Origin of the sequence: Hydrogenophaga palleronii, from assembly GCF_031457455.1 — a bacterium.
GTDB lineage: Bacteria > Pseudomonadota > Gammaproteobacteria > Burkholderiales > Burkholderiaceae_C > Hydrogenophaga > Hydrogenophaga palleronii_A.
Map to the genome: position 1 here is coordinate 20095 of NZ_JAVDWU010000018.1, position 24260 is coordinate 44354.

Below are 24260 nucleotides of genomic sequence, written 5' to 3' on the forward strand. Positions count from 1 at the left end.
ATCAAATCAATCGTCAGCGTCGATGCCCGTTGCGCCACCCCGCACCACGCGCCGCACCACCTCGCTGCTGAAACCGCGCGTGAGCAGGAAGCGCATCTGTTTGGCCCGGTCGCTGGCGTCCAGAGGTGCCGTACCGAATTTCTTGCGCCAGACCTCGCGTGCGCGCGGTTCTTCGCTGTCCTGCAGACTGGCCACGGCATCTGCCACCGCCTGGGGATCCAGGCCTTTGGCCTGCAGTTCCTGTCTCACCCTCGCCGCGCCCAATCGGCCCGCGCGCCGGTGCAGCACCGACTCCACCACGCGCTGCTCGTTGATGAAGCCTTTGGCCTCCAGTTCGTCCAGCGCCCGGGCCAGTTCGCCGGGTTCGGTTTCGTACGGGGCCAGTTTGCGCTGCAGTTCCGCGCGCGAGTGCTCGCGCCCGGACAGCAGCCGGAGGGCACGGCCTTTGAGCGAAGGCTGGTCAAAGCCCATGCCGGCCTCGGCTCAGGGGTTCAGTCGTCCAGCCACCTTCCGACCTCATTCGGCCGCGAGCACCTTCTCGGCTTTGTCGAGCTTGTCGGCCTTGCCTGCTTTTTCGGCCTTGTCAGCCTTGCCGCCCTTGGCCGGCGCTTCTTCCTCGTCGGAAGGCAGCAGGGGCACGCCCAGCTCGGTACGCACCTTGTTTTCAATCTCGAAGCGCAGTTCGGGGTTCTCGCGCAGGAATTCACGCGAGTTGTCGCGGCCCTGGCCGATCTTCTCGCCGTTGTAGGCGTACCAGGCGCCGGATTTTTCGACCACCCGATTGGCCACGCCCAGGTCCAGAATTTCGCCTTCCCGGCTGATGCCTTCACCAAACAGGATGTCGAACTCGGCGGTCTTGAACGGGGGCGAGACCTTGTTCTTCACCACCTTGACCTTGGTCTCGTTGCCGATGGCCTCCTCGCCCTTCTTGATGGTGCCGGTGCGGCGGATGTCCAGGCGGACCGAGGCGTAGAACTTCAGTGCGTTGCCGCCGGTGGTGGTTTCGGGGCTGCCGAACATCACGCCGATCTTCATGCGGATCTGGTTGATGAAGATGACCATGCAGTTGGTCTTCTTGATGTGGGCGGTGAGCTTGCGCAGCGCCTGGCTCATGAGGCGGGCCTGCAGGCCGGGCAGCGAATCGCCCATCTCGCCTTCGAGTTCGGCCTTGGGGGTGAGCGCGGCCACCGAGTCGACCACGATGAGGTCGACCGCGCCGGAGCGCACCAGGCTGTCCACGATTTCCAGCGCCTGCTCACCGGTGTCGGGCTGGGAGATCAGCAGATCTTGAAGATTCACGCCGAGTTTCTGCGCGTACTGGATGTCCAGCGCGTGTTCGGCGTCCACAAAGGCACAGGTGCCGGCGAGTTTCTGCATTTCGGCGATCACTTGCAGCGTGAGCGTGGTCTTGCCCGACGATTCCGGGCCGTAGATCTCGATCACCCGGCCGCGCGGCAGTCCACCTACCCCCAAGGCAATGTCCAGACCCAGCGAGCCGGTGGAGACGACCTGGATGTCCTCGATCACCTCGCCCTCGCCCAGCCGCATGATGGTGCCCTTGCCGAACTGCTTTTCGATCTGGGCCAGCGCGACCTGCAAGGCCTTGGCTTTTTCGCTGTTGAGGGGGTTGGTTTTGACGGCTGCGTCCATGCTGTGTGCTCCTGAGCTTGTGAGTGGGTGTTTGCTTACCAGACTTGTATTTGCGTACAGGCTGGATGCCTGAACAGCAGTTTACAGCGGCGTTTAAGAACAAAACACCAAAATATCGTCAGTTTGCCTTACCATTTGCATCCATGACAACAACTCCCTTGCTGGCCGACGATCGCTGGCGCGCCGACCACCTGGGTCGCCTGCTGGGGCATGCCTTGCGCCGCTTCGACGAACGCGTGTTGCACCTGATGTCGCGCGACCCCGGGGTGCCACTGGCCTTGTCCAACCTGGCCGCGCGCGACCAGATCGGCGCGGCCCACATCCACATCACCCGGCACCTGGCCGTACAGGGGTCGCGCCTGACCGATCTCGCACGCAGCGCCGGCATGAGCAAGCAGGCCATGGGCGACCTGGTCACCCAGTGCGAAGCCTGGGGCCTGGTGCGACGCGAAGCCGACCCGCTGGACGCGCGCGCCCGGCGCATCGTGTTCACCGACACTGGTCTGCTGTGGCTGGAAGCCTTCCGCCAGGCGGTGACCCACGCCGAGGGTGAATTCCGGGCGCAGGTGGGCACCGATGTGGCCACCGTGGTGGCGCTGGGGCTGGAGGCCTACGCGTTCCGGTGAGCGCTCGCTGCGGCGCGTGCAGCCGTCGCGCCCGCCCTAGAATCGATGCCATCACAAGGAGACAAGCATGCGCATCCTGATTGCAGAAGACGACCAAGTCCTGGCCGACGGTCTGTTGCGCAGCCTGCGCGCGACCGGTGCGGCAGTCGACCATGTGGCCAGCGGCACCGAAGCGGACGCCGCGCTCATGACAAACAACGAATTCGACCTGCTCATTCTCGACCTGGGCCTGCCCCGGCTGCACGGACTCGAGGTGCTCAAGCGGTTGCGATCACGCGGGTCTGCCCTGCCGGTGCTGATCCTCACGGCGGCCGACAGCGTGGAAGAACGCGTCAAGGGTCTGGACTACGGCGCCGACGACTACATGGCCAAACCCTTTTCACTGCAGGAGCTCGAAGCCCGGGTCAGGGCCCTGGCTCGGCGCGGCATGGGGGGCAGCACCAACACCATCAAGCACGGCCCACTCGAGTACGACCAGTCGGGTCGCGTGGCCACCATTGACGGCAAGATGGTCGAGCTGTCGGCGCGCGAACTGGGGCTGCTGGAAGTGCTGCTGCAACGCGCCGGTCGCCTGGTCAGCAAGGACCAGCTGGTGGAGCGCCTGTGCGAGTGGGGCGAAGAGGTGAGCAACAACGCCATCGAGGTGTACATCCACCGCCTGCGCAAGAAGATCGAAAAAGGCCCGATCCGCATTGCCACGGTGCGGGGGCTGGGCTACTGCTTGGAAAAGATTTGACCCCCCCGCGCCGGCTTCGCCGTCACCCCCCCAAGGGGGGGCGGCGCACTGCGGCCTGGCAAAGCCAGTTCCGCTGCGCCCCTGGTAGGAAACCCCTTCGCCGGCACCTGCGTTTGGCATGGGTGTAAGGGTCTTCGCTTGAACCAGAACGAATTTTCCGGCGCGCGGGAGTCGATCCAGAAATCCCGTGGAACCGGCTCCGCCGGGCCACAGGGATTGCCCCCCCGGGGGGGTGACGGCAAAGCCGGCGCGGGGGGGGACACCATCTCTGCCGGCGCGGGCAGGGACAAAATCTCTTTCGGGCTGTTCCAGCGCGAGCAGCGCAGCCTGTTTGGTGAAATTCTGGACTGGATGCTCACGCCGCTGCTGCTGCTGTGGCCGCTGTCGCTGGCGCTGACATGGTTCGTGGCGCAGGGCATTGCGAGCAAACCGTTTGACCGCGCACTGGAGTTCAACCTCCAGGCGCTGACCCAGTTCGTGGTGAGCCAGGACGGGCAGGTCACGTTCAACCTCACGCCCCAGGCGCGCGACCTGCTGCGGGCCGACGACAGCGATCTGGTCTATTACCAGGTGCTCGATCCGCGCGGCGAGTTGATCAGCGGCGAGGGCGATTTTCCGCCGCCGCGCGACAACGAAGCGCCCGAGCCAGGACGCGTGCTCTTGCGCGACGATCTGGTGCGTGGCGATGAGGTGCGGGTGGCCTACACCTGGTTGTCGCGCCACACCGACGGCGAGCGACTGGTGCTCATGCAGGTGGCCGAAACCATGGGCAAACGCTCCACGCTGGCCACGGAAATCATCAAGGGCGTGATGGTGCCGCAGTTCGTGATCCTGCCGCTGGCGGTGCTGCTGGTGTGGCTGGCGCTGGTGCGCGGCATTCGACCGCTGAACGAACTGGAGCAACGCATCCGCGCCCGCAAACCCGACGACCTGAGCCCGATCGAAGAGTCGTTCATCCCTCAGGAGGTCGCACCGCTGGTGTCGTCCATCAACGACCTGCTGACCCGGCTCAAGGCCTCGCTGACCACACAAAGGCGCTTTCTGGCCGACGCCGCGCACCAGCTCAAGACGCCACTGGCCGGGCTGCGCATGCAGGCCGAACTGGCCCAGCGTGAAACGGACCCGGTGGAAATCCGTGGCTCGCTGCAACAGATCGCCCGCTCCAGCGCTCGCGCCACCCACACGGTGAACCAGTTGCTGGCGCTGGCACGCGCCGAGACGACGGGCCGCACGCTGCCCAGCGCCACGGTGGATCTGGCACGGCTGGTGACCGGCGTGGTACGCGACTCGGTGCCCAGAGCACTCGAACACGGCATCGACCTGGGTTACGAAGGCCCTGAAGAAGTGCCTCCTGAATGCCTGATGGAGGGCAACCCCACCCTGCTGCAGGAGATGGTGCGCAACCTGGTGGACAACGCCATCAACTACACGGGGCGCGGTGGCGTGGTCACGGTGCGCATGCTGGTGGACCGGTTCAGCGGCGTGCAGATCCTGCAGGTGGAAGACAACGGTCCGGGCATTCCAGAAAACGAACGCGAACTGGTGTTGCAACCGTTCTACCGCGCACTGGGCACGAACGTGGATGGCTCAGGACTGGGCCTGGCCATCGTGCACGAGATCGCCCAGCAACACGGCGCCACCATGTCGATGCAGGACGCTGAAACCCAGGGCCCACAAAAGGGCCTGCGCGCCTCGGTGCGCTTCGAGCCACGACACGACGAAGGACATGGACATCCGTGAAGGCTCCCCCCTGCGCCGCTGACGCGGCTTCCCCCCCCTCTCTGGCGCGCCCTTCAGGCGCTTGGAGGGAGGACGGCATCTTGGGCCGGCGGAGCCGGACCACTGGTATCGCCCCCTTGAAGGGGGTAGCGCGCAGCGCTGCGGGGGTCAGCCCTTGAACACGTTGAGCTGGAGCCGCTCGCGCTCGATGGCGCGTGCCACTCCGGGCAATTCGGCAAAACGCTGCACCAGGCCCCAGGTGGCGGGCAGGGTGGTGGGGTCGATGCCGGCGTAGCCCCCCCAACGCAGCAGCGTGAGGGCGTAGGCATCGAGCGCACCGGGGCGTTCGCCCACCATCCAGGGTGCGGCCTTCTGTGCCATGGCTTCGATCTCTTGCAGCATTTCCCGGTAGCGGGCAGCGCCGAAGGCACGGATGGCCTTTTGCGCCTCCGCGTCGTCGGTGAACTTCTCTGGCATGAACACGTGGGTGAACGTGGGATGCACGGTGTTGTTCATCCACACCAGCTTTTGCACCGCGCGCGAGCGCTCCACGCCGGCCGAGGGCAGGATGCCGGCCATGGGCAGCTTGGCGTCCAGATGCAGCAGGATGGCCACGATCTGGGTGACCACTTCGTCCCCATCGACCAGCACCGGCACCTGGCCGCGGGGATTCAGTGCGAGGTAGTCGGGGTTGCGCTGCTCACCCTTGTGCAGCTTGACCATCGTGGGTTCAAATTCCACGCCCGCCATTTCCAGCATGGCGTGGGGCACGAATGAGCAGGCGCCCGGTGCATAAAAGAGCTTGAGGCTCATGGTGTGTCTCCTGTTGTCTGAATCGGATCTGAATGGTCAATTCACGCCTGCGCAGCGTCAGGTCATGCGAGATGTTTGCCGACGATGCCGGCGATTTCGAACATGGTGACCTGCGGCTTGCCGAACACCGCCGCCAGCTTGGCATCGGCGTTGACGCGACGCTTGTCGGCCGCGTCCTGCAGGCCATTGGCCTTGATGTAGTCCCACAGCTTCTTCACCACTTCGGGGCGCGAGACCGCGCCTTCGCCGATCACGGCGGCCAGCTCGGCGCTGGGCTGCTTGCCGGTGGCGGCGGTGGTCTTGCGCGGGGCCTTGGGCGTTTTGGCCGCCACCGCCTTCTTGGCTGCAGGCGCCTTTTTGGCGGCGGCCTTCTTCGCCGGCGCGGCCTTGGCCGGCGCACCCGGCGCTGTCTTGCGCGGTGGGAACTTGCTGGTGCGTGGCTCGAACTCGAAGTTCACCTTGCCAGCTTCCTTGTCCCAGGCCAGGAAGGCCTTGAACGCGCGTCGGGTACGCATGGAGACAAACTTGTCGAGCAGGTCGGTCTTGCCAGTCTCCAGCAGCTTGCTCATCTGTTCGCGCGCCACCGGCTGCTGCAGGATGATCTTGCCGCTCTTGAAATCGCAGCTCGGCGTGGGCTGTTCGGCCGTGGGTACGGCCTTGCTGCACACGTAGTTGCTGCCGTGCTCAAACACAGCGCCACCGCACTTGGGGCATGCTCCCAGCGATTCAGCGCCGGTGAAGTCGACCAGCTCGCCGGTCTCTTCGTTCTTCTTGTCGTCGCCAAAATCGAACTCGAGCTTCCAGTTCTTGTCCTCTTCGTTGAACTTGATCACGATCTCGGCCACGAAGGGCCAGCCGGCCTTGGAACGGAAACCTTCGAGCGGGCCGATCTTCTTGTCGCGCAGCAGGGTTTCGGCTTCTTCGGGCTCAAAGGTGCGGCCCGCGGGCGACTTGCCGAACGAAAAGCCACAGCCTTCGCTGTTGCCATCGGCGCCGGTGCAGGCGTAGCGGCGGTAGTTTTCCTTGACCACGCCGCCACAGTTCGGACAGGGCGTTTGCAACGTCGCGTAGTTGCCCGGGATGGTGTCGCGGTCGTATTCCTTGGCCTTTTTCACCATGCGCTCGGTCATGGCGGCGATCTCGGCCATGAAGGCGGCGCGGCTGAGCTTGCCATGCTCCATTTGGGAGAGCTTGTATTCCCACTCGCCGGTGAGTTCGGCCTTGGAGAGCTCTTCCACACCCAGGCCGCGCAGCAGCGTCATGAGCTGGAAGGCCTTGGCCGTGGGGATGATCTCGCGGCCTTCACGGAACATGTATTTTTCGGTCAGCAGGCCTTCGATGATGGCCGCGCGCGTGGCTGGCGTTCCCAGGCCCTTTTCCTGCATGGCTTCGCGCAGTTCGTCGTCGTCGACCAGCTTGCCAGCACCTTCCATGGCGCCCAGCAGCGTGGCTTCGCTGTAGCGGGCGGGAGGTTTGGTTTTGAGGCCCTTGGGTTCCACCGATTCGGTGCGCACGGTCTCGCCGTCGCGCACCGGCACCAGGTTCTGGCCTTTGTCGCCCTCTTTGGCGTCGACCACGTCTTCGGCGGCTTCCTTGCCGTAGACCGCCATCCAGCCCGGTTTGACCAGCACCTTGCCTTCGGTCTTGAAGTGATGGTTCACAACGGACGTGATGCGCGTGGTGACCATGAATTCAGCGGAAGGGAAGAACACCGCCAGGAAGCGGCGCACCACCAGGTCGTACAGCTTCTGCTCGGCCTCGCTCAGGCCACTGGGTGCCTGCAACGTGGGGATGATGGCGAAGTGGTCCGAGACCTTGCTGTTGTCGAAGATGCGTTTGGTCGGGCGGATGTAGTTGTTGTTGAGCGCGGTGAGCGCGTGTGGCGCCAGGTGCTTCATGCCGCTGTCGGCCAGCATCTCGAAGGTCTGCTTCACTGTGGGCAGGTAGTCTTCCGGCAGTGCGCGCGAATCGGTACGCGGGTAGGTCAGGGCCTTGTGGCGTTCGTACAGGCTTTGCGCGAGCTGCAGCGTGGTCTTGGCCGAAAAGCCGAAACGTCCGTTGGCCTCGCGCTGCAGGCTGGTCAGGTCGTACAGCAGACCGCTGGCCTGGGTGGTGGGTTTGCTTTCTTCCTTGACGCTGGCGGCCTTGCCGCGCACGGCGTCGGCAATGGCCAGGGCCTCGCGCTGGCTCCACACGCGGTCGGCGCGCTGCTCCAGGTCGGCGTCGTCGCCGGTGGGTTTCTTGAAGGCGGGGTCGAACCACTTGCCTGGGTATTCACCGGCTTCAGCCAGGAAGCTCGCGTGAATTTCCCAGTAGTCGCGGCTCTTGTGGGCGCGGATTTTTTCTTCGCGTTCCACCACGATGGACAGCGTGGGCGTCTGCACCCGGCCCACGGTGGTGAGGAAAAAACCCCCGTCGCGCGAGTTGAAGGCGGTCATGGCGCGCGTGCCGTTGATGCCCACCATCCAGTCGGCTTCAGACCGGCTGCGGGCCGCGTCGGCCAGGCCGCGCATTTGCGCGTCGCTGCGCAGGCTCTCGAAACCGTCGCGGATGGCCGCTGGCGTCATGGACTGCAGCCACAGGCGCCGCACGGGCTTGCCCAACCCCTGGTAGCCGCCGTTCTTGAAGCCACCGGCGTATTGCTCGATCAGGCGGAAGATGAGCTCGCCTTCGCGGCCCGCGTCACAGGCGTTGATGAGCTGGCCCACGTCCTTGCGTTTGGCCAGCCGCACTACGGCCGACAGGCGCGACTTGGTCTTGTCGATCGGCTTGAGTTCGAAATAGGGCGGCAGCACCGGCAGGTGGGCAAAGCTCCACTTGCCGCGCTTGACGTCGAATTCTTCGGGCGCGGCGATCTCCACCAGGTGGCCCACGGCCGAGGTGACCACGTATTGCTCGTTCTCGAAGTGATCGTCGTGCTTCTCGAACTTGCCCGCCACGGGCGTCAGCGCACGCACGATGTCCTGGGCCACAGACGGCTTCTCGGCAATGACCAGCGTTTTGGCAGAACCTTCCGTTTTAGCGAAACCTTCAGTTTTCATCTCTACAATCTGCTTTCACGCGCGTGTACACGCGCACATGGGCACGCGCACACTCGCGCGCACCTGCATGAAACAACCTTACCAAAATTTCCACCCGTGACGAAAACCCCTGGTTTCGCCAAGCCCCCCCGCCAGCCCAAATCGCGCCCTTCTGGCGAAACTGCGGCGCCGGCTGCAGGGCTTCGCCGCATCCAGACCCGGCGCTCCGGCGTGCACGGCAAGGGGGTGTACGCGGTGGTGGACCTGGCTGAGGGCGAGACCCTGATCGAATACGTGGGTGAAATCATCACCTGGAATGAGGCGCTGCGCCGGCATCCTCACGACCCCAGCGACCCGAACCACACGTTCTATTTCCACATCGACGAAGAGCATGTGATCGACGCCAAGCACGGCGGCAACTCGTCGCGCTGGATCAACCACAGTTGCGATCCCAATTGCGAAGCCGAGGTGGATGACGGGCGGGTGTTCATTCGCGCCCGACGCAACATCCCTGCGGGACAAGAATTGTTCTATGACTACGGCCTGGTGATCGACGAGCCCTACACGGCCCAGCTCAAGGCGCAGTATCCGTGCTGGTGCGGCGCCAAAGCCTGCCGCGGCACCTTGCTGGCGCCGCGCCGGCCGGGGCGATCGTCCAAATTGGGTTGAATGAAACACACACCCCCGCGCCGCTTCGCGTCACCCCCTCAAGGGGGCGGCACTGGCCGTCCGGCAAAGCCGGCCCGGCGGTGCCCCTGGACTGCACCTCTTCGCGCATCGAGGTCGTGTTCCGGCATTATTGAAGACCACAATCTCTATGTCCCCTACTAAGCGTTTATCCAGACATGTCTGATCTGCTGGCTCACGCCGAAGCGATCTGGGAGGCGGTGGTGCCATCGGCGCCCGGCTTCACCGTGGAGGTTCTGCGCAGCATCGACTCCACCAACAGTGAGTTGATGCGGCGCGCGCGCGACGGTTTGCTGGAACCGCTGCTGCTGGTGGCCGAAGAACAGACCGCGGGTCGGGGCCGGCTGGGGCGCCACTGGCACAGCCGGGCAGGCCAGTCCCTGACCTTTTCATTGGCCTTGCCCATGGTGCCGCTGAACTGGTCGGGGCTGTCACTGGCGGTGGGGGTAAGCCTGGCGAACAGCCTGCACCCTGATGTGAAACTGAAGTGGCCCAACGACCTCTGGCTCCACGAACGCAAGCTGGGCGGCATTCTGGTGGAAACCGCCGGTTCGGGCGCGACGCCCACAGCGCCCAACCCGCAACCCCGGCTGGTCGTCGTGGGGGTGGGCATCAACATCGCCCGGCCCATGGCGTCTGCGGTGGCACCGTCTGCGGACCTCGCCTCCACCCTGGTGACCATGGAGCCCGCCGGCCTGGCCGAGGTGCTGGTGGGCATGGATGCGGGCGAAACGCTGGAGCGGGTGGTGGTGCCGCTGGTGAACGACCTCCAGGCCTTTGCCGCCAACGGATTCGCTGCGTTTGCTGAGCGGTTCGCCCAGCGCGATGCCTTGCGCGACCGTGCGGTGCGCCTCTCGGACGGGACCGAGGGCACGGCCTGCGGTGTGGACGCCGACGGCGCTCTGATGGTGTTGACTGCGAAGGGCATGCGCCACATCAGCAGCTCGGAAGTGAGTGTTCGCCCATGCTGAAATGGGCCATCTGGTTGCTGCTGCTGGGCAATGTGGGTTACTTCCTGTGGTCGCAAGGGCACTTCGATCCGGTAGGCTTGGCGCCGCGCGTAGAGAACGAGCCCGAGCGCCTGGAGGCGCAGATCCGGCCCGAGGTGCTGCGCCTGCTCAATGGTCCACAAGGCGCCGAGCCCGCGGAGCCTCCTGCGGCGCCCGCTACGGGTCCTGCCACTCAGAGCGCTCCTGCCGCCCAAACCCCCGCACAGACTCCGCCTCCGGCAGAGGCCCCACAGGCAGCCGTGGCCGCGCCCGAGACGGCTTGCTGGCAAGTGGGTGGCTTTACCGCCAACCAGGCCGATGGCCTGCGGGCCGCGCTCGGCATGCTCGGGTGGCCCGCCAATTCATGGCAGGTCAACGAGGTACGCTCAACCGGGCGCTGGGTGGTCTACATGGGCCGCTTCGACGGCGAGCAAATGGCCCGCAAGAAGACCGAACTGCGGGACATCAAGGTGGATTTCCGCGAGGTCTCGATTCCTTCGCTCGGCCCCGGGCTGGCGCTGGGCACGTTCTCCAGCGAGGCGGCGGCCGAGCAGGGCATGCAGGACCTGACCCGCAAGGGCGTGCGCACCGCGCGCGTGGCCCAGGAGCGACCGGAAAGCGTCAGCTACAGCCTGCGATTGCCTGCTGTCACGGCGGCACAACGTTCGGCCGTAGAGAGTCTGGGTGGTCCTTTGGCGGGCAAGTCGTTAACGGCTTGTGAGTAACTCCCCCCTGCGCCGCTGACGCGGCTTCCCCCCTCTCTGGCGCCTTCGGCTTGGAGGGGGGACGGCACCTGAGGCCCGGCGAAGCCGGTTCCTCGGTGCCCCTGGATTGGGGCATCTCGCGCCGGAGAGGATTGCTGGCTCTGCCGTCCCCTCTAGGTCCACCTCATGCGCCGTGGATCACGCCCCGGCTTGGCGCAATCCCGGCAGGCTTTCAAACCAGTCCAGGGCTTCGTCCCACAGGGGTTTGGCTTTGGGGCGGAAGTAGCCCATGTGGCCGATGGCGCCGAGCTGGTTCTGGCGCGGGTCGATGGTGACGGCGCGCACGGCGCTGTTGCGGTAGCCAGCCATGAAGGCGTCGCGTGAGGCGGGTGGTGCCCAGGCGTCGTCCAGGGCATTGACCGCCACGATGGGAAAGCGCACGTCGTCAAAGCGTTGGGTGATGGCCTGCATCCGGGGGTCATCGAAGAAGTAGCGCGGGAAGCGGCACCAGTCGCGCCATTGGCGGTACACGTCCAGCGGCAGGTCTTCGCCCATGCCCAGTTTGCTCCAGGGGAGATAGCCGGCCATGCGGGTCCACACCGGACCCAGCACGCGCCACATGAACAGCACGCGCAGCCGCTCCAGCGGCGGCATCCAGCCGTGCCAGCCAGCGCCGGTGGCGAAGGTCCAGGCGCCGTCGACCGATTCAGGGCACGGCAGCAGCCCCAGGGCGTGGCCGCCGTAGGAGTGTCCCACCACGTACAGTGGCACGCCTTCGGTTCGCATGGCCTGGATGCCGGCCGCCAGATCGAGGCGGCCCCAGTCGAGGTAGTCCATGCGGAAACCCTTGAGGCTGGGGGGCGCCGATGCGCCAATGCCCCTGTAGTCGAGTGTCAGCACGTCAAAGCCGCGACGGGCCGCGTGCTCGGCAAAGCGCTTGTAGAAACCTTGCGGCACCGCGGTGGCACCGCCCACCACCAGATGCGCCCGGGGCTTGACGGTGCTGCGGTAACGCACGGCCACCAGCTCATAGCCGTCGTCGGCAGTGAGTGTGAGGCGCTCGGTGTGCACCGGGTGTTCATTGGCAGGGGTCATGGTCGGGCTCCTTGGGAACGCAGGGTCAGCAGGGAAAGCAAGGTGTGGGTGGCCTGTTCGATGGGCTGCGTGCTTTGCGCCACGCGGGCCTGCAGCAGACCCCCCTCGTAGGCCGCGACGATCAGTGCCGCCAGGCCCTGGACCGACTCACGCGGCTCGCCGCCCTGTTCCAGCGCCTGCGCAATGCGATCGCGCATGCGGGCAAAGGCCCGGTCCAGCGCAGCGCGCAGCAGGGGATCGTCTGGCGTGGTTTCCAGCGCCACTGTGGCCAGCGGGCAACCGCATTCGAAGCCGGTGTCACGCAGGCGGGCGGTGGCGCTGGTCATCCAGTGGCGCAGGGCCTCGATGGGATCAGGGATGCGGGTGAGCAGGGTGTCCAGGCCGAGCAGCATGCGGTCCATCACCTGATCGATGGCTGCGATGGCCAGCTCGGTCTTGCCACCGGGAAAGTGGTGATACAGCACGCCCTTGGGCGCGCCGGCCTGGGCCAGCAGTTCGGTCAGGCCGATGCCGTGCAGGCCGCGGCGGCGCAGGGCGTCGGCCATGGCGGCGATCAGGCGCTCGCGGGTGCCGGGGTTGGGTGCTTCGGAATCGGGCATGGGTCGCAATCTATAGACCGGTCGGTCTAGTGTCAAGCCATGCGTGTCGCGCAGGCGCGCACAATAAAAAAGCGCCCGAAGGCGCTTTTTTTATTGGGGATCGAAGCGAGGGCTTACTTGGCCACCACGCGCACCATTTCCAGGCACTTGTTGGAGTAGCCCCATTCGTTGTCGTACCAGCTCACCACCTTGATGAAGGTCTTGTCCAGTGCGATGCCGGCGTCGGCGTCGAAGATGGAGGTGCGGGTGTCGCCACGGAAATCGGTGGCCACCACCTTGTCGGTGGTGTAGCCCAGCACGCCCTTGAGGGCGCCTTCGCTCTGGGCCTTCATTTCCGCGCAGATCTCTTCGTAGGTGGCTTCGCTGTTGAGTTCCACGGTCAGGTCGACCACCGACACGTCGGAGGTGGGCACACGGAAACTCATGCCGGTGAGCTTCTTGTTCAGCTCGGGAATCACCACGCCCACGGCCTTGGCCGCGCCGGTGCTGCTGGGGATGATGTTTTCCAGAATGCCGCGGCCGCCGCGCCAGTCCTTGTTGGAAGGGCCGTCCACGGTCTTCTGCGTGGCGGTGGCGGCGTGCACCGTGGTCATCAGGCCGCGCTTGATGCCCCACTTGTCGTTGAGCACCTTGGCAATGGGCGCCAGGCAGTTGGTGGTGCACGAGGCGTTGGAGATGATGGCCTCGCCCTTGTAGGTCTTGTCGTTCACGCCGTAGACGAACATGGGAGTGTCGTCCTTGGAAGGGGCCGACAGGATGACCTTCTTGGCGCCAGCGTCCAGGTGCTTCTGCGCGGTGACCTTGTCCAGGAACAAGCCGGTGGACTCGATGACCACATCGGCGCCGACTTCGTTCCACTTGAGGTTGGCCGGGTCGCGCTCTTGCGTGAGGCGAATCTTCTTGCCGTTGACCACCAGGGTGTTGCCGTCGACGCTGACGTCGCCCTTGAAGCGGCCGTGCACGCTGTCGTACTGCAGCATGTAGGCCAGGTAGTCGGGCTCCAGCAGGTCGTTGATGGCAACGATCTCGATGTCCGAAAAGTTCTGGATCGCGCTGCGCAGCACGTTGCGACCGATGCGGCCGAAACCGTTGATACCGACTTTGATAGCCATGTCCTCAGCTCCTGTGGATGGATGAAAAAATGAAACGGAAAGGGATGAAAAACCTCAGCGGGCCAGCACGGCGCGCACCGTGTCCGCCACGTTTTCTGGTGTGAAGCCGAAGTGCTCGAACAGCACCGGTGCCGGGGCCGATTCGCCGTAGGTGTCAATGCCGACCACCGCCGACACGCCGTACTTCCACCAACCGTCGGTCGAGCCCATTTCAACCGCCACACGCGGCAGGCCCTTGGGCAGCACGCTGGCCTTGTAGGCGGCGTCCTGGCGGTCGAAGGTGGTGGTGCTGGGCATGGAGACCACGCGCACGGCTATTCTGTGTTGCTTGGCCAGCAGATCCTGTGCCTTGAGTGCCAGTTGCACTTCGGAGCCGGTGGCGATGATCACCGCCTGGGCCTTTTTCTTCAGACCCACTTCGGCCGGTTCGGCCAGCACGTAAGCGCCCTGGCTGATGTGGCCCAGGTCGTTCTTGGGTGCGTAGGGCAGGTTCTGGCGGCTAAGCAGCAGCGCCGTGGGGCGGGTGGCATTCTGCAGCGCCACGGCCCAGGCCACGGCGGTCTCGGCGGTGTCGGCGGGACGCCACACGTCCAGATTCGGAATGAGGCGCAGGCTGGCGGCGTGCTCGATGGACTGGTGGGTGGGGCCGTCTTCGCCCAGACCAATCGAATCGTGGGTGAACACATGGATCACGCGCTGCTTCATCAGCGCGGCCATGCGAATGGCGTTGCGCGAGTAGTCGCTGAAAGTGAGGAAGGTGCCGCCATAGGGGATGAAGCCGCCGTGCAGCGCCACGCCGTTCATGATGGCGGCCATGCCGAATTCACGCACGCCGTAGTTGATGTGGCGACCGCCCTGGCCGGCCTCGTTCTTCACCACCTCGCCGGCCAGGTTGAAGCGCAGCGCGGGCGTGGCCTTGGTGTTGGTGAGGTTGGAGCCGGTGAGGTCGGCACTGCCGCCGAGCAGTTCGGGCAGCGCGGCGGTGAAGGTTTCCAGGGCGAGCTGGCTGGCCTTGCGGCTGGCCACGGTCAAGGCTTCGGTGTGCGCCGCCACAGCGGCATCCACCGCGGTCTGTGCGAAGTTCTTCGGCAACTCGCCCTTCATTCGGCGCACGAACTCTTTGGCCAGCTCGGGGAAGGCTGCCTTGTAAGCGGCAAAGCGCTCGTTCCATTCGGCTTCGGCCGCCTTGCCGGCATCCTTGGCGTCCCAGGCGGCATAGACCTCCTTGGGCACGGTGAAAGGCGTGTGCGGCCAGTCCATGGCCTCGCGCGTGAGCTTGACTTCTTCCAGGCCCAGTGGCTCGCCATGGGCCTTGGCGGTGTTGGCGCGGTTGGGGCTTCCCTTGCCGATGTGGGTCTTGCAGATGATGAGGGTGGGCGCATCCGCCTTGTTCTTCGCATCGGCGATCGCACGATCCACGGCATCGGTGTCGTGGCCGTCGATGGGGCCGATCACGTTCCAGCCGCAGGCGGTGAAGCGCAGGGCGGTGTTGTCGATGAACCAGGGCGTGACCTGGCCGTCGATGCTGATGCCGTTGTCGTCGTACAGGGCGATGAGCTTGTTGAGCTTCCAGGCGCCAGCCAGGGCCACGGCTTCGTGGCTGATGCCTTCCATCAGGCAGCCGTCGCCCAGGAACACGTAGGTGTGATGGTCGACGACGGAATGGCCTTCGCGGTTGAACTCGGAAGCCAGCAGCTTCTCGGCCAGCGCCATGCCCACCGCGTTGGTGATGCCCTGGCCCAGCGGGCCGGTGGTGGTTTCCACGCCGGGCGTGTGGCCGACCTCAGGGTGGCCGGCGGTCTTGCTGCCGAGCTGACGGAAATTCTTCAGCTCGCCGATGGGCAACTTGTAACCGGTGAGATGCAGCAGCGAATAGATCAACATGGAGCCGTGTCCGTTGGACAGCACGAAGCGGTCACGGTTGGCCCAGGCGGGGTTGGTTGGGTTGTGGCGCAGGTGGCGGCCCCAGAGCGCCACGGCCATGTCGGCCATGCCCATGGGCGCGCCCGGGTGGCCGGAGTTGGCGGCCTGCACCGCGTCCATGGCCAGGGCGCGGATGGCGTTGGCCTGGACCTGGGAGGACACGCCTGGCGTGGCGGCGGAAACAGGAGTGCTGGTGGTGCTGGAGGCGTCTGACATGAAGGGTGCTGCTGGGGGAAGCGGTGGGTAGGGTGAGGTGGGGCGTTCGCGCGAAACCCCTGATTTTATCGGTGCGCGCCCGCGCAACCCGCGAGCTGTGGACGCGGACCATAATTCAACCCAGTGGCTCCACCGCGCAGAGCGCGACCCACGACGCATGAAGCGGTCCCATCCAGGGGCACCGCCGGGCCGCCCTTCGACAAGCTCAGGACGGACGGCCAGTGCCACCCCCTTGAGGGGTGACGCGAAGGAAGCGGCGTGGGGTGTTTTATTTCCACATGATGCGCATGAACCTGAAACCCTCCACACCCAGCAGCGTTCCCGCCATGATCCTGGCGGCAGGCCGGGGCATGCGCATGCGCCCCCTGACCGACGAAACGCCCAAGCCGCTGCTGACAGTGCGTGGCCAACCGCTGATGCAATGGCCCATGGAAGCCTTGCTGGCAGGCGGCTTCCGGCGCTTTGTGGTCAACACGGCCTGGCTGGGCGAACAGATCGATGCTTTCTGTGCCGACTGGCAGGCTGCCCACCCCGGCACCGAAGTGGCCACCTCGGACGAAGGCCAGGACTTCGGCTACGCGCTGGAAACCGCCGGCGGCATCTCGCGCGCGGCTCCCTTGCTGGACGAGGTGTTCTGGGTGCTGGCCGGGGATGTCTACATGCCGGACTTTGTTTTCACCCAGGCCAGCGTGGACCGCTTTGTGGCCGGTGGCATGCTGGCCCATCTCTGGCTCGTGCCCAACCCGACCCACAACCCGCACGGTGACTTCGGCCTGACCGCACAGGGCCTGGCCCTGGACCAGGCGCCCGTTCGGTACACCTACAGCACGGTGGGCCTGTACCGGCGAACCTTGTTTGAGGCACCCTGGTGCAGCATCGTGCCCGGCAACCCGCAGGGCACGGCAGAGCCTCTGGCGCCCTTGCTGCGTCAGGCGATGGCCGCCGGGCTGGTGAGTGCCGAGCTGTATACCGGCGCCTGGACCGATGTGGGCACGCCCGAGCGGCTAAGGGAATTGGGGTGAATCTCATCTCCCCCCGCGCCGCCTACGGCGTCACCCCCAAGGGGCGCACCTGGCGGACCGGCAGAGCCGGCTCCGCGGGTGCTCTGGACATATTCGCGCCGTCGCGGTGACATGCGGGGTTGCATCAAAAAGCCGACAATGTTGTCCATGGACACCACCCCCCACACCTCCCTGTACGCCGGGCGCCGTGCCCGGCTGGCCGCCCAACTGGGCTCAGGCGGCATCGCCATCGTGCCGACCGCGCCAGAGCACCTGCGCAACCGCGACACCGGCTACCTCTACCGTTTTGACAGCTACTTCTACTACCTGACCGGCTTCACCGAGCCGAATGCGTGGCTGATCGTCACGGCAGAGGGCACGAGCACGCTGTTCTGCCAGCCCAAGGACGCCGAGCGCGAGATCTGGGATGGTTATCGACTGGGGCCAGACGCAGCACCGGAGGTGCTGGGCGTAAACGAAGCGTTTTCGGTGCAGGTACTGGGAGAAAAGCTGCCCAAGCTGCTGGAGAACCGCGCCACGGTGTGGTACCCCTTTGCCACCCACAGCGGACTTGAAGCCCAGGTCGACGGCTGGCTGCGCAAGGTGCGTGCGCGGGTGCGCTATGGTGCCCTGTGCCCTGACACCCAGCGCGACCTGTGCAGCCTGCTGGACGAGATGCGGCTGCTCAAGGACGCGCATGAGATCGCGACCATGCGGCGCGCAGGCGAAATCAGCGCGCGCGCCCACATCCGCGCCATGCAGCGCAGCGCGGCCATGCTGCGCGCCGGGCAGGATGTGCGCGAGCACCACCTGGACGCCGAGCTGCTGCACGAATTCCGCCAGCACGGCTCGCAGTACCCGGCCTACGGCAGCATCGTGGCCGCCGGGGCGAATGCCTGTGTGCTGCATTACAGCGCGGGCAGCGCACCGGTGCGCGACGGCGAGCTGGTGTTGATTGACGCGGGCTGCGAGCTCGACGGTTATGCCAGCGACATCACTCGCACTTTTCCTGCCAACGGCAGGTTCACCGGCCCGCAGCGCACGCTGTACGAGCTGGTACTGGCCAGCCAGGATGCCGCCGTGGCAGCCACCAAAGCCGGCGCACGCTTCAACGATCCCCATGAGGCCACCGTGGCCGTGCTGGCGCAGGGCTTGCTGGATGTGGGTCTGCTGGATGCGAACAAGGTGGGCAGCGCGCAGGACGTGATCGCCAACCGCGCGTACTTTCCGTTCTACATGCACCGCACCGGCCACTGGCTGGGGCTGGATGTGCACGACTGCGGCAGCTACGTGGAGCCTGGCGAGGTGGGCACCGTGAACGAGCGCAAGGACCCGCTCAGCGGTGAAACCATCAAAGACCGCCCCAGCCGCGTGCTGCGGCCCGGCATGGTGCTCACCATCGAGCCCGGCCTGTATGTGCGCCCGGGCGAAGGCGTGCCCGAGGCGTTCTGGAACATCGGCATCCGCATCGAAGACGACGCATTGGTTACCGAGCAGGGTTGCGAGCTGATGTCGCGCGGTGTGCCGGTGAAGGTTGATGACATCGAAGCGCTGATGCGCGGCTGAGCCGGTGCGGGTTCTCAGCGTCAATTGCGGCGCGGTGCGGCCCCTGCAGGCCGCCGGGCGCGTGGTGCTCTCCGGCATCGGCAAGCAGCCGGTGGCTGGCCCGGTGGTGGTACAGAAGCTGGGCCTGGCAGGCGACGAGCAGGCCGACCTGAGCGTGCACGGCGGGTTGGACAAGGCGGTCTACGCCTACCCCGCCGAACACCTGCCGCTGTGGCAGCGCCTGCGCCGCGAGCGCGGCGTGGACCTGTTCGACGACCCCTTGCCTCCCGGCTTCCTGGGCGAAAACCTGACGATCGAAGGTCTGCTGGAAACCAGGATCTGGATCGGTGATGAACTGCACTTCCCGGGCTGCGTTTTGCGCGTGACCGCGCCGCGCGAGCCCTGCTTCAAGTTCAACGCGGTGATGGGCTTGCGCGACGCAGGCAGGCTGATGATGGACCACGGCTGCAGCGGCTTCTACATGGCCGTGGTGCAAAGCGGCCAGATCGAGGCCGGACAGCCGTTCAGCGTGCAGCGCGGCACCCAGGGCCTGCGCGTGAGCGAGGCCTTCGCCGCCAAACGCATCAAGCACCTGCGCTGACGCGCCGGTCGCCGCCCATCTGGGTATTGCGCGGGGTTTGCGGTAGAACACAGGGATGAACCCAGCCGCCACCCCTGCCGATCTTTCCGTGTTGTGCCTGACGATGAACCCCGCGGTCGATCTCGCCACGGAAACCGAACGCGTGGTGCCCACGCACAAGCTGCGCTGCAGCGACACCTTGCACGACGCGGGCGGTGGTGGCATCAACGTGGCGCGGGTGCTGGCCCGCCTGGGCGGCGCGCCCGCGCTACTCAGCCTGGCGGGTGGCCCCACCGGCGACTGGCTGCGCACCCGGCTGACGCAGGAAGGCCTCGCGGCCACCCTGCTGCCCATAGTGAACGACACGCGCATCAGCTTCACCGTGCACGAAAGCAGCTCCGGCGCGGAGTTCCGGTTCGTGATGCCAGGCCCCACACTGAGCGCCGAGGAATGGCAGGCCACGCTGGACCACCTGCAGGCGCTGGATCCTTTCCCCGATGTGCTGGTGGCCAGCGGCAGTCTGCCGCCCGGGGTGCCCATGCACTTTTACGCGCGGCTCGCCCGCCTGTGCCGCGCGCGCGGCGCGCGTCTGGTGCTGGACACGGCAGGTGCACCACTGGCCGCCGCGCTCGACGACGGCGTGTACCTGATCAAGCCCAACCTGCGCGAGCTGCGCGAACTCACCGGCCAACCCCTGGAAGAGCCCGCCGCCTGGCAGGCTGCGGCGGCAGCGCTGGTGAACGACGGCAGGGCCCAGGTCGTGGCGCTCACGCTGGGCCACCTGGGCGCGGTGCTGGCCACAACCGAGGGCACGTGGGTCGCCGAACCCCTGCCCATTGAAGTGGCCAGCGCGGTGGGCGCGGGCGACAGCTTCGTGGGTGGCCTGGTCTGGGCCTTGCAGCAGCACCGGCCCCTCACCGAGGCCTTCACCTGGGGCGTGGCAGCCGGCTCGGCGGCCCTGCTGTCGGCAGGCACCGGCCTGTGCGACCCCGCAGACGTGCGGCGCCTGCAACCCACCGTGGCACTGACGCGCACGCCCGGCTGAGCCTAGCCACCCAGGTCTCGGAGCGACTTGGTTTACACAAAAACAGCAAGAAGTTGTTGCCAATGATCAGCACTAGCAAACAACCAGCCCATCTTTGCGCGTTTCGAGGCATGCCAACAACCCGCTGGGCGTGCGTGAGCGGCTCGAACAAAGAATAGGCAAGTATCTGACGCCGTTGCTTCACCGACACCCAGTCCATCGCGCTTTTTAGGGGGATGGATGGCCCGGCTTTCGACACGGAACGGGCCACATCTCGTCGCGTGTTCCGTCGTCGCGTGTTCCCGGGTCTTGGCCGGTTCCGGCAGATCAGATGGCGACAAAAAAGTTCACAAAATACGACTGATAATCGTTATCATTCGAAACAGCCAAACGGGCGAGCAACCGGCTTTTCGAGCCAATCGTCCGCCAGCCAACGACCCACCGACAGGGCGCCATCGTGCCTGTCCTCCCCCTGTCCTTACCCACTCCCCAAGCGTTGCGGCACGGACCCGCGCGCCCGACATTGCCCCATACCCCATGAAAAAACCCCAACACTCCATCGCCCGGCAACGCCCGGTGGCCATCGCTTCTGCTCTTTTGATGGCCAGCCTCTGGGCGCATTCGTCCGCCCTGGCGCAAGCGCCGGCGACAGAGGCCGCCACGCCGCCTGCCACCAACTCGAGCGAGCCGGAACTGTCCCCCGTCGTGATCACCACCCGACGCGAGAACCGCGTTTCCAAGGGTGCCACCAACCTGCCCATGGAAGTCAAGGACACGCCCCAGTCCATCAGCACGATCGACAGAGAAACCCTGCGCGACTTCGGCGCGACCGACAGCAACGACGCGCTGCGCTTCGGCACCGGCCTCACCGTTGACGAATGGGAGACCAACCGCACTTCCTACAGTTCGCGCGGCTTCGAGGTCATGCTGACGCAGATCGACGGCCTGGGCATGACCAACGACTGGGGTCTCGTCGTCGGCCAGCAAGACACCTACCTGTTCGACAAGATCGAACTGGTCCGCGGCGCCAACGGCCTGCTCACCGGCGTGGGCAACGCGTCCGGCACCATCAACTACGTTCGCAAACGGCCCACCAACAAGGACGGTGGCGAGGCGCTCGTCACCGTTGGCTCCTTCGGCCTCAAGCGCGCGGCCCTGGACTACAACAAGGTGTTGACGCAAGACGGCAAATGGGCCGGTCGCCTGGTCCTGGTCGAGGAGGACAAGGATTCGCATCTGCGCGCCCTGAACAACAAGCGCACCGCCTTCTCCGGCATCGTCGAAGGCCAGATCGGTCAAGACGGCGTGCTGACCCTGGGCCTGACCTACCAGGACAACAAACAGCGCTCGCCGATGTGGGGCTCGCTGACGCTGCCGTATGCCGACGGCAGGCTGGCCGAATTCGATGTGTCCGCGTCCACCGCACAGGACTGGACGCTCTGGAACACCCGCACGCAGAGCGCCTTCGTGGAGTACACCCACTATCTCTCGCCCGACTGGGAAGCCAAGTTCACCTACAACCGCACCGAAGGCAAAGGCGCCACCAAGCTGTTCTATGCCTACACCGCGACCGGCTACCTCAACGATGACAATACCGGGCTGCTCGGTTGGCCCTATCGCAGCGACAGCCGGTCCAGCAGCGACGTGGTCGACGCCAACCTGACCGGCCGCTTTGGCGCCTTCGGCCGCCAGCACGAGACCGTGGTCGGACTCAGCCACTCCAAGCAGAAGAGCCTGACCGAGTCGTACGCGGGTGCCACCTTCCCGGTAATGCCAGCATTCCCCTACCGCGGTGACGTCTATCCCGAGCCGGTCTGGGGTGCCAAGTCGGTGGCGGCCGATGGCGACCAGACCATCACCCGCCTGTACGCCGCCGGCCGCCTGTCTCTGACCGACAAGCTCAAGGGCATCGTCGGCGTCAACGCCATCAACCTCAAGCGTGACGGCACCCCCATCTACGGCGGTGGCACCAACCTCGACAACGAAACCACCAAGAAGACCAGCCCCTACATCGGCGCCACTTACGACCTGACGCCCGAGGCGCTGGCCTATGCCTCGTACTCCGACATCTTCCAGGCGCAGGACCAGCGCGACGTCAACGGCGCCTTCCTGAAGCCTATGAAAGGCGTCAACGCCGAAGTCGGCGTCAAGGCCGAATGGCTCGACCGCAACCTGCTGACCACCTTCGCCGTCTTCAGCGCCGAGCAGAAGGGCATGGCCACCATCGCGGGCTTCGACCCCGTTGCCCAGCAGAACTGGTACGAACCCAAGGACGTGAAAGCGCGCGGCTTCGAGATCGAGGCCACCGGCCGTGTCGGCAAGGACACCCGGGTCACCGCCGGCTTCACCTCGCTCAAGCTGACCGGAGCCGATGGCAATGACATCTACGAATGGGTGCCCCGGCGCACGCTGAAGCTGCGCGCCGACACACGCGTTGCCGCACTGCCCAAGCTGCGTGTGGGCTCGGGCGTTCGCTGGCAGTCCGATGTGGAAAAGATGGCTGGGGCCAATCAGGGCGCCTACGCACTGGTCGACGCCTTTGCGGCCTACGAGCTCAACGACAAGGCCACCGTGCGCCTGAACGTCAACAACGTGTTTGACAAGAAGTACCTGCGCACGGTGCAGTTCGGCGCCATCTACGGCACACCCCGCACTGCGTCGCTCACGCTGGAATACAAGCTCTGATCACTGGGCCTGCCCAATGCCCGGAACGCCTGGCTGGCGTTGCCGGGCATTGCTGTTTCTGCGCCTCAAGACACTTGACCCAGATCAAGGCACGGTCAGCCAGCCCATCACGCCACCCGGCATGGCGTGCATCTGCATTGATACTGAAATAGAATCGTTCTCATTTACTTTCAGGAGTCCATCCAGATGAAACTCAATGCCATTGCAGCGGCCGTGCTCAGCGTTTCCACCTTATGGCTCTCGCCGGGCGTCGCCCAGGCGCAGACCACCAGCCAGGCACCCAAGGCCGCCGCAGCAGCCGCCTCCGTTGACCACCAGGCCGTGGCTCGGCACTACGCCGCGCTGGTGCATGCCAACTACAGCGACACCCTGGCGGCCGCCAAGGACATGCAGGCCGCCATCGCCACCTTCGTCGCAGCACCTTCTGCCGACGGCTTGAACAAAGCCCGCCAAGCCTGGCTCGACGCACGCGAGTTTTATGGTCAGACCGAGGCATTCCGCTTCTACGGTGGCCCGATCGACGACGACAAAGGTCCAGAAGGCCAGATCAATGCCTGGCCGCTGGACGAAGCCTATGTCGACTACGTCGAAGGCAAGCCCAATGCCGGTCTGATCAACGACGCCAAATTCAAGATCACCAAGGCCAACCTCGTTGCGTTCAACGAGCGTGGCGGCGAAGAAAACATTGCCGCAGGCTGGCATGCCATCGAGTTCCTGCTGTGGGGCCAGGACCTGAGCGAAACCGGCGCGGGCGATCGCTCCTTCGAGGACTATGTGGACGGCAAGAAACCCAACGCCGACCGCCGCCGCCAGTTCCTCACCGTGGCCACCGGTCTGCTGATCGACGACCTCAGCTACCTCACCAAGGCCTGGGAGCCGGGCAAGAAGAACTACCGCGCCAAGTTTGAAAAAGGCGGCAAGGAATCGGTGCGCAAGATCATTGTGGGCCTGGGCTCGCTCTCGCGCGGCGAACTGGCGGGCGAGCGCATGGAAGTGGCGCTGAACTCCCAGGACCAGGAAGACGAACACTCTTGCTTCTCCGACAACACCCACCGCGACGCGGCGACCAACGCCAAGGGCATCCAGAACGTGTGGCTGGGCCAGTACCAGCGGCGCGACGGCAGCCAGCTGCAAGGCCCGGGCGTGCGTGATCTGGTGGCCGCCAAGAACGTCGCTCTGGCCGAGAAGACGACGGCGCAGATCGCCGAATCGGTCCAGGGCGCCGCGAGCATCCCGGCCCCGTTCGACCGCGCCATCATCCAGGGGTCAGCGGGCCGCCCGATCGTGGAAAAAACCATTGCCAGCCTGGTCGAACAATCCAAGTTGCTCGTGGAGTCGGCCGGTGCCGTGGGCATCACCAAGCTGACGTTGGTGGAGCCGTAGAGGTTGCGATCTCCCCCCTGCGCCGCTGACGCGGCTTCCCCCCTCTGTAGCGCGCCTTCGGCGCTTCGAGGGGGGACGGCATCTTGGGCCGGCGGAGCCGTCCCTTGCTGCCCCTTGACCTAAGGCATCTCTCCACCGCATTGATGCATCTGC

The 24260-nt window shown here is 65.7% G+C and carries 20 protein-coding genes; 12 read left to right on the forward strand and 8 right to left on the reverse strand.

The genetic code is table 11. The features are described 5' to 3' along the window. Window positions 1-6: 6 nt before the first annotated feature. Both recX and recA read right to left on the reverse strand, forming a co-directional pair. Window positions 7-471, reverse strand: a complete 465-nt coding sequence (recX, locus tag J2W49_RS25385; RefSeq protein ID WP_310322623.1) for a recombination regulator RecX — start codon at window positions 469-471, stop codon at window positions 7-9. A gap of 45 nt (window positions 472-516) precedes the next feature. Further along, window positions 517-1650, reverse strand: a complete 1134-nt coding sequence (gene recA / locus J2W49_RS25390) for a recombinase RecA (RefSeq protein WP_310322626.1) — start codon at window positions 1648-1650, stop codon at window positions 517-519. Between the two features lie 143 nt (window positions 1651-1793). On the opposite strand from recA, the gene J2W49_RS25395 reads away from it, so the two are divergent. The 3 genes from J2W49_RS25395 (at window position 1794) to J2W49_RS25405 (ending at window position 4752) form a co-directional block, all read left to right on the forward strand. After that, on the forward strand, window positions 1794-2276 hold the full coding sequence (locus tag J2W49_RS25395) for a MarR family winged helix-turn-helix transcriptional regulator (RefSeq protein WP_310322632.1): 483 nt from the start codon (window positions 1794-1796) through the stop codon (window positions 2274-2276). Window positions 2277-2343: 67 nt separating this feature from the next. Beyond that, window positions 2344-3012 (forward strand): response regulator, encoded by a 669-nt coding sequence (locus J2W49_RS25400; protein WP_310322635.1) that lies wholly within the window; start codon window positions 2344-2346, stop codon window positions 3010-3012. A gap of 351 nt (window positions 3013-3363) precedes the next feature. After that, on the forward strand, window positions 3364-4752 hold the full coding sequence (locus tag J2W49_RS25405) for a sensor histidine kinase N-terminal domain-containing protein (protein WP_310322740.1): 1389 nt from the start codon (window positions 3364-3366) through the stop codon (window positions 4750-4752). Window positions 4753-4899: 147 nt separating this feature from the next. Here J2W49_RS25405 and J2W49_RS25410 read toward each other — a convergent pair whose 3' ends face one another. Then, window positions 4900-5544 (reverse strand): glutathione S-transferase family protein, encoded by a 645-nt coding sequence (locus J2W49_RS25410; protein WP_310322638.1) that lies wholly within the window; start codon window positions 5542-5544, stop codon window positions 4900-4902. A 62-nt stretch (window positions 5545-5606) separates the two neighbouring features. Beyond that, on the reverse strand, window positions 5607-8585 hold the full coding sequence (locus J2W49_RS25415) for a DNA topoisomerase III (protein ID WP_310322641.1): 2979 nt from the start codon (window positions 8583-8585) through the stop codon (window positions 5607-5609). A 189-nt stretch (window positions 8586-8774) separates the two neighbouring features. Here J2W49_RS25415 and J2W49_RS25420 point away from each other — a divergent pair, with 189 nt between their 5' ends. From J2W49_RS25420 to J2W49_RS25430, 3 genes are all read left to right on the forward strand, one after another. Next, window positions 8775-9233 (forward strand): SET domain-containing protein, encoded by a 459-nt coding sequence (locus J2W49_RS25420; RefSeq protein WP_310322742.1) that lies wholly within the window; start codon window positions 8775-8777, stop codon window positions 9231-9233. A gap of 176 nt (window positions 9234-9409) precedes the next feature. Next, window positions 9410-10222, forward strand: a complete 813-nt coding sequence (locus J2W49_RS25425) for a biotin--[acetyl-CoA-carboxylase] ligase (protein WP_310322643.1) — start codon at window positions 9410-9412, stop codon at window positions 10220-10222. After that, window positions 10216-10965 (forward strand): SPOR domain-containing protein, encoded by a 750-nt coding sequence (locus tag J2W49_RS25430; RefSeq protein ID WP_310322645.1) that lies wholly within the window; start codon window positions 10216-10218, stop codon window positions 10963-10965. The genes J2W49_RS25425 and J2W49_RS25430 overlap by 7 nt, the downstream gene beginning before the upstream one ends. Before the next feature lie 177 nt (window positions 10966-11142). On the opposite strand, the gene J2W49_RS25435 is transcribed toward J2W49_RS25430, so the two are convergent. From J2W49_RS25435 to tkt, 4 genes are all read right to left on the reverse strand, one after another. Further along, window positions 11143-12039 carry an alpha/beta hydrolase family protein gene (locus tag J2W49_RS25435; RefSeq protein ID WP_310322647.1) on the reverse strand — a complete coding sequence of 299 codons (897 nt, stop codon included), beginning with the start codon at window positions 12037-12039 and terminating at the stop codon, window positions 11143-11145. Further along, window positions 12036-12638, reverse strand: a complete 603-nt coding sequence (locus tag J2W49_RS25440) for a TetR/AcrR family transcriptional regulator (RefSeq protein ID WP_310322649.1) — start codon at window positions 12636-12638, stop codon at window positions 12036-12038. Before J2W49_RS25440 ends, J2W49_RS25435 begins: the two co-directional genes overlap by 4 nt. A gap of 113 nt (window positions 12639-12751) precedes the next feature. After that, on the reverse strand, window positions 12752-13750 hold the full coding sequence (gap, locus tag J2W49_RS25445) for a type I glyceraldehyde-3-phosphate dehydrogenase (RefSeq protein ID WP_310322652.1): 999 nt from the start codon (window positions 13748-13750) through the stop codon (window positions 12752-12754). A 54-nt stretch (window positions 13751-13804) separates the two neighbouring features. Then, window positions 13805-15889, reverse strand: a complete 2085-nt coding sequence (gene tkt / locus J2W49_RS25450) for a transketolase (RefSeq protein WP_310322653.1) — start codon at window positions 15887-15889, stop codon at window positions 13805-13807. A gap of 326 nt (window positions 15890-16215) precedes the next feature. Between tkt and J2W49_RS25455 the strand changes: the two genes are divergently transcribed. From J2W49_RS25455 to J2W49_RS25480, 6 genes are all read left to right on the forward strand, one after another. Then, window positions 16216-16911: a nucleotidyltransferase family protein gene (locus J2W49_RS25455; RefSeq protein WP_310322745.1), complete on the forward strand. Its 696-nt coding sequence runs from the start codon at window positions 16216-16218 to the stop codon at window positions 16909-16911. Between the two features lie 147 nt (window positions 16912-17058). Further along, complete coding sequence (locus tag J2W49_RS25460) at window positions 17059-18456, forward strand: aminopeptidase P N-terminal domain-containing protein (RefSeq protein WP_310322655.1); 1398 nt, start codon at window positions 17059-17061, stop codon at window positions 18454-18456. 4 nt (window positions 18457-18460) lie between these two features. Next, on the forward strand, window positions 18461-19036 hold the full coding sequence (locus tag J2W49_RS25465) for an MOSC domain-containing protein (protein WP_310322658.1): 576 nt from the start codon (window positions 18461-18463) through the stop codon (window positions 19034-19036). Window positions 19037-19091: 55 nt separating this feature from the next. After that, window positions 19092-20060: a 1-phosphofructokinase family hexose kinase gene (locus tag J2W49_RS25470; protein WP_310322660.1), complete on the forward strand. Its 969-nt coding sequence runs from the start codon at window positions 19092-19094 to the stop codon at window positions 20058-20060. 516 nt (window positions 20061-20576) lie between these two features. Then, entirely contained in the window at window positions 20577-22724 is a 2148-nt protein-coding gene (locus tag J2W49_RS25475) for a TonB-dependent siderophore receptor (RefSeq protein WP_310322665.1), read from the forward strand. A 186-nt stretch (window positions 22725-22910) separates the two neighbouring features. Next, entirely contained in the window at window positions 22911-24107 is a 1197-nt protein-coding gene (locus J2W49_RS25480; protein ID WP_310322667.1) for an imelysin family protein, read from the forward strand. The last annotated feature ends 153 nt before the right edge of the window (window positions 24108-24260 follow it).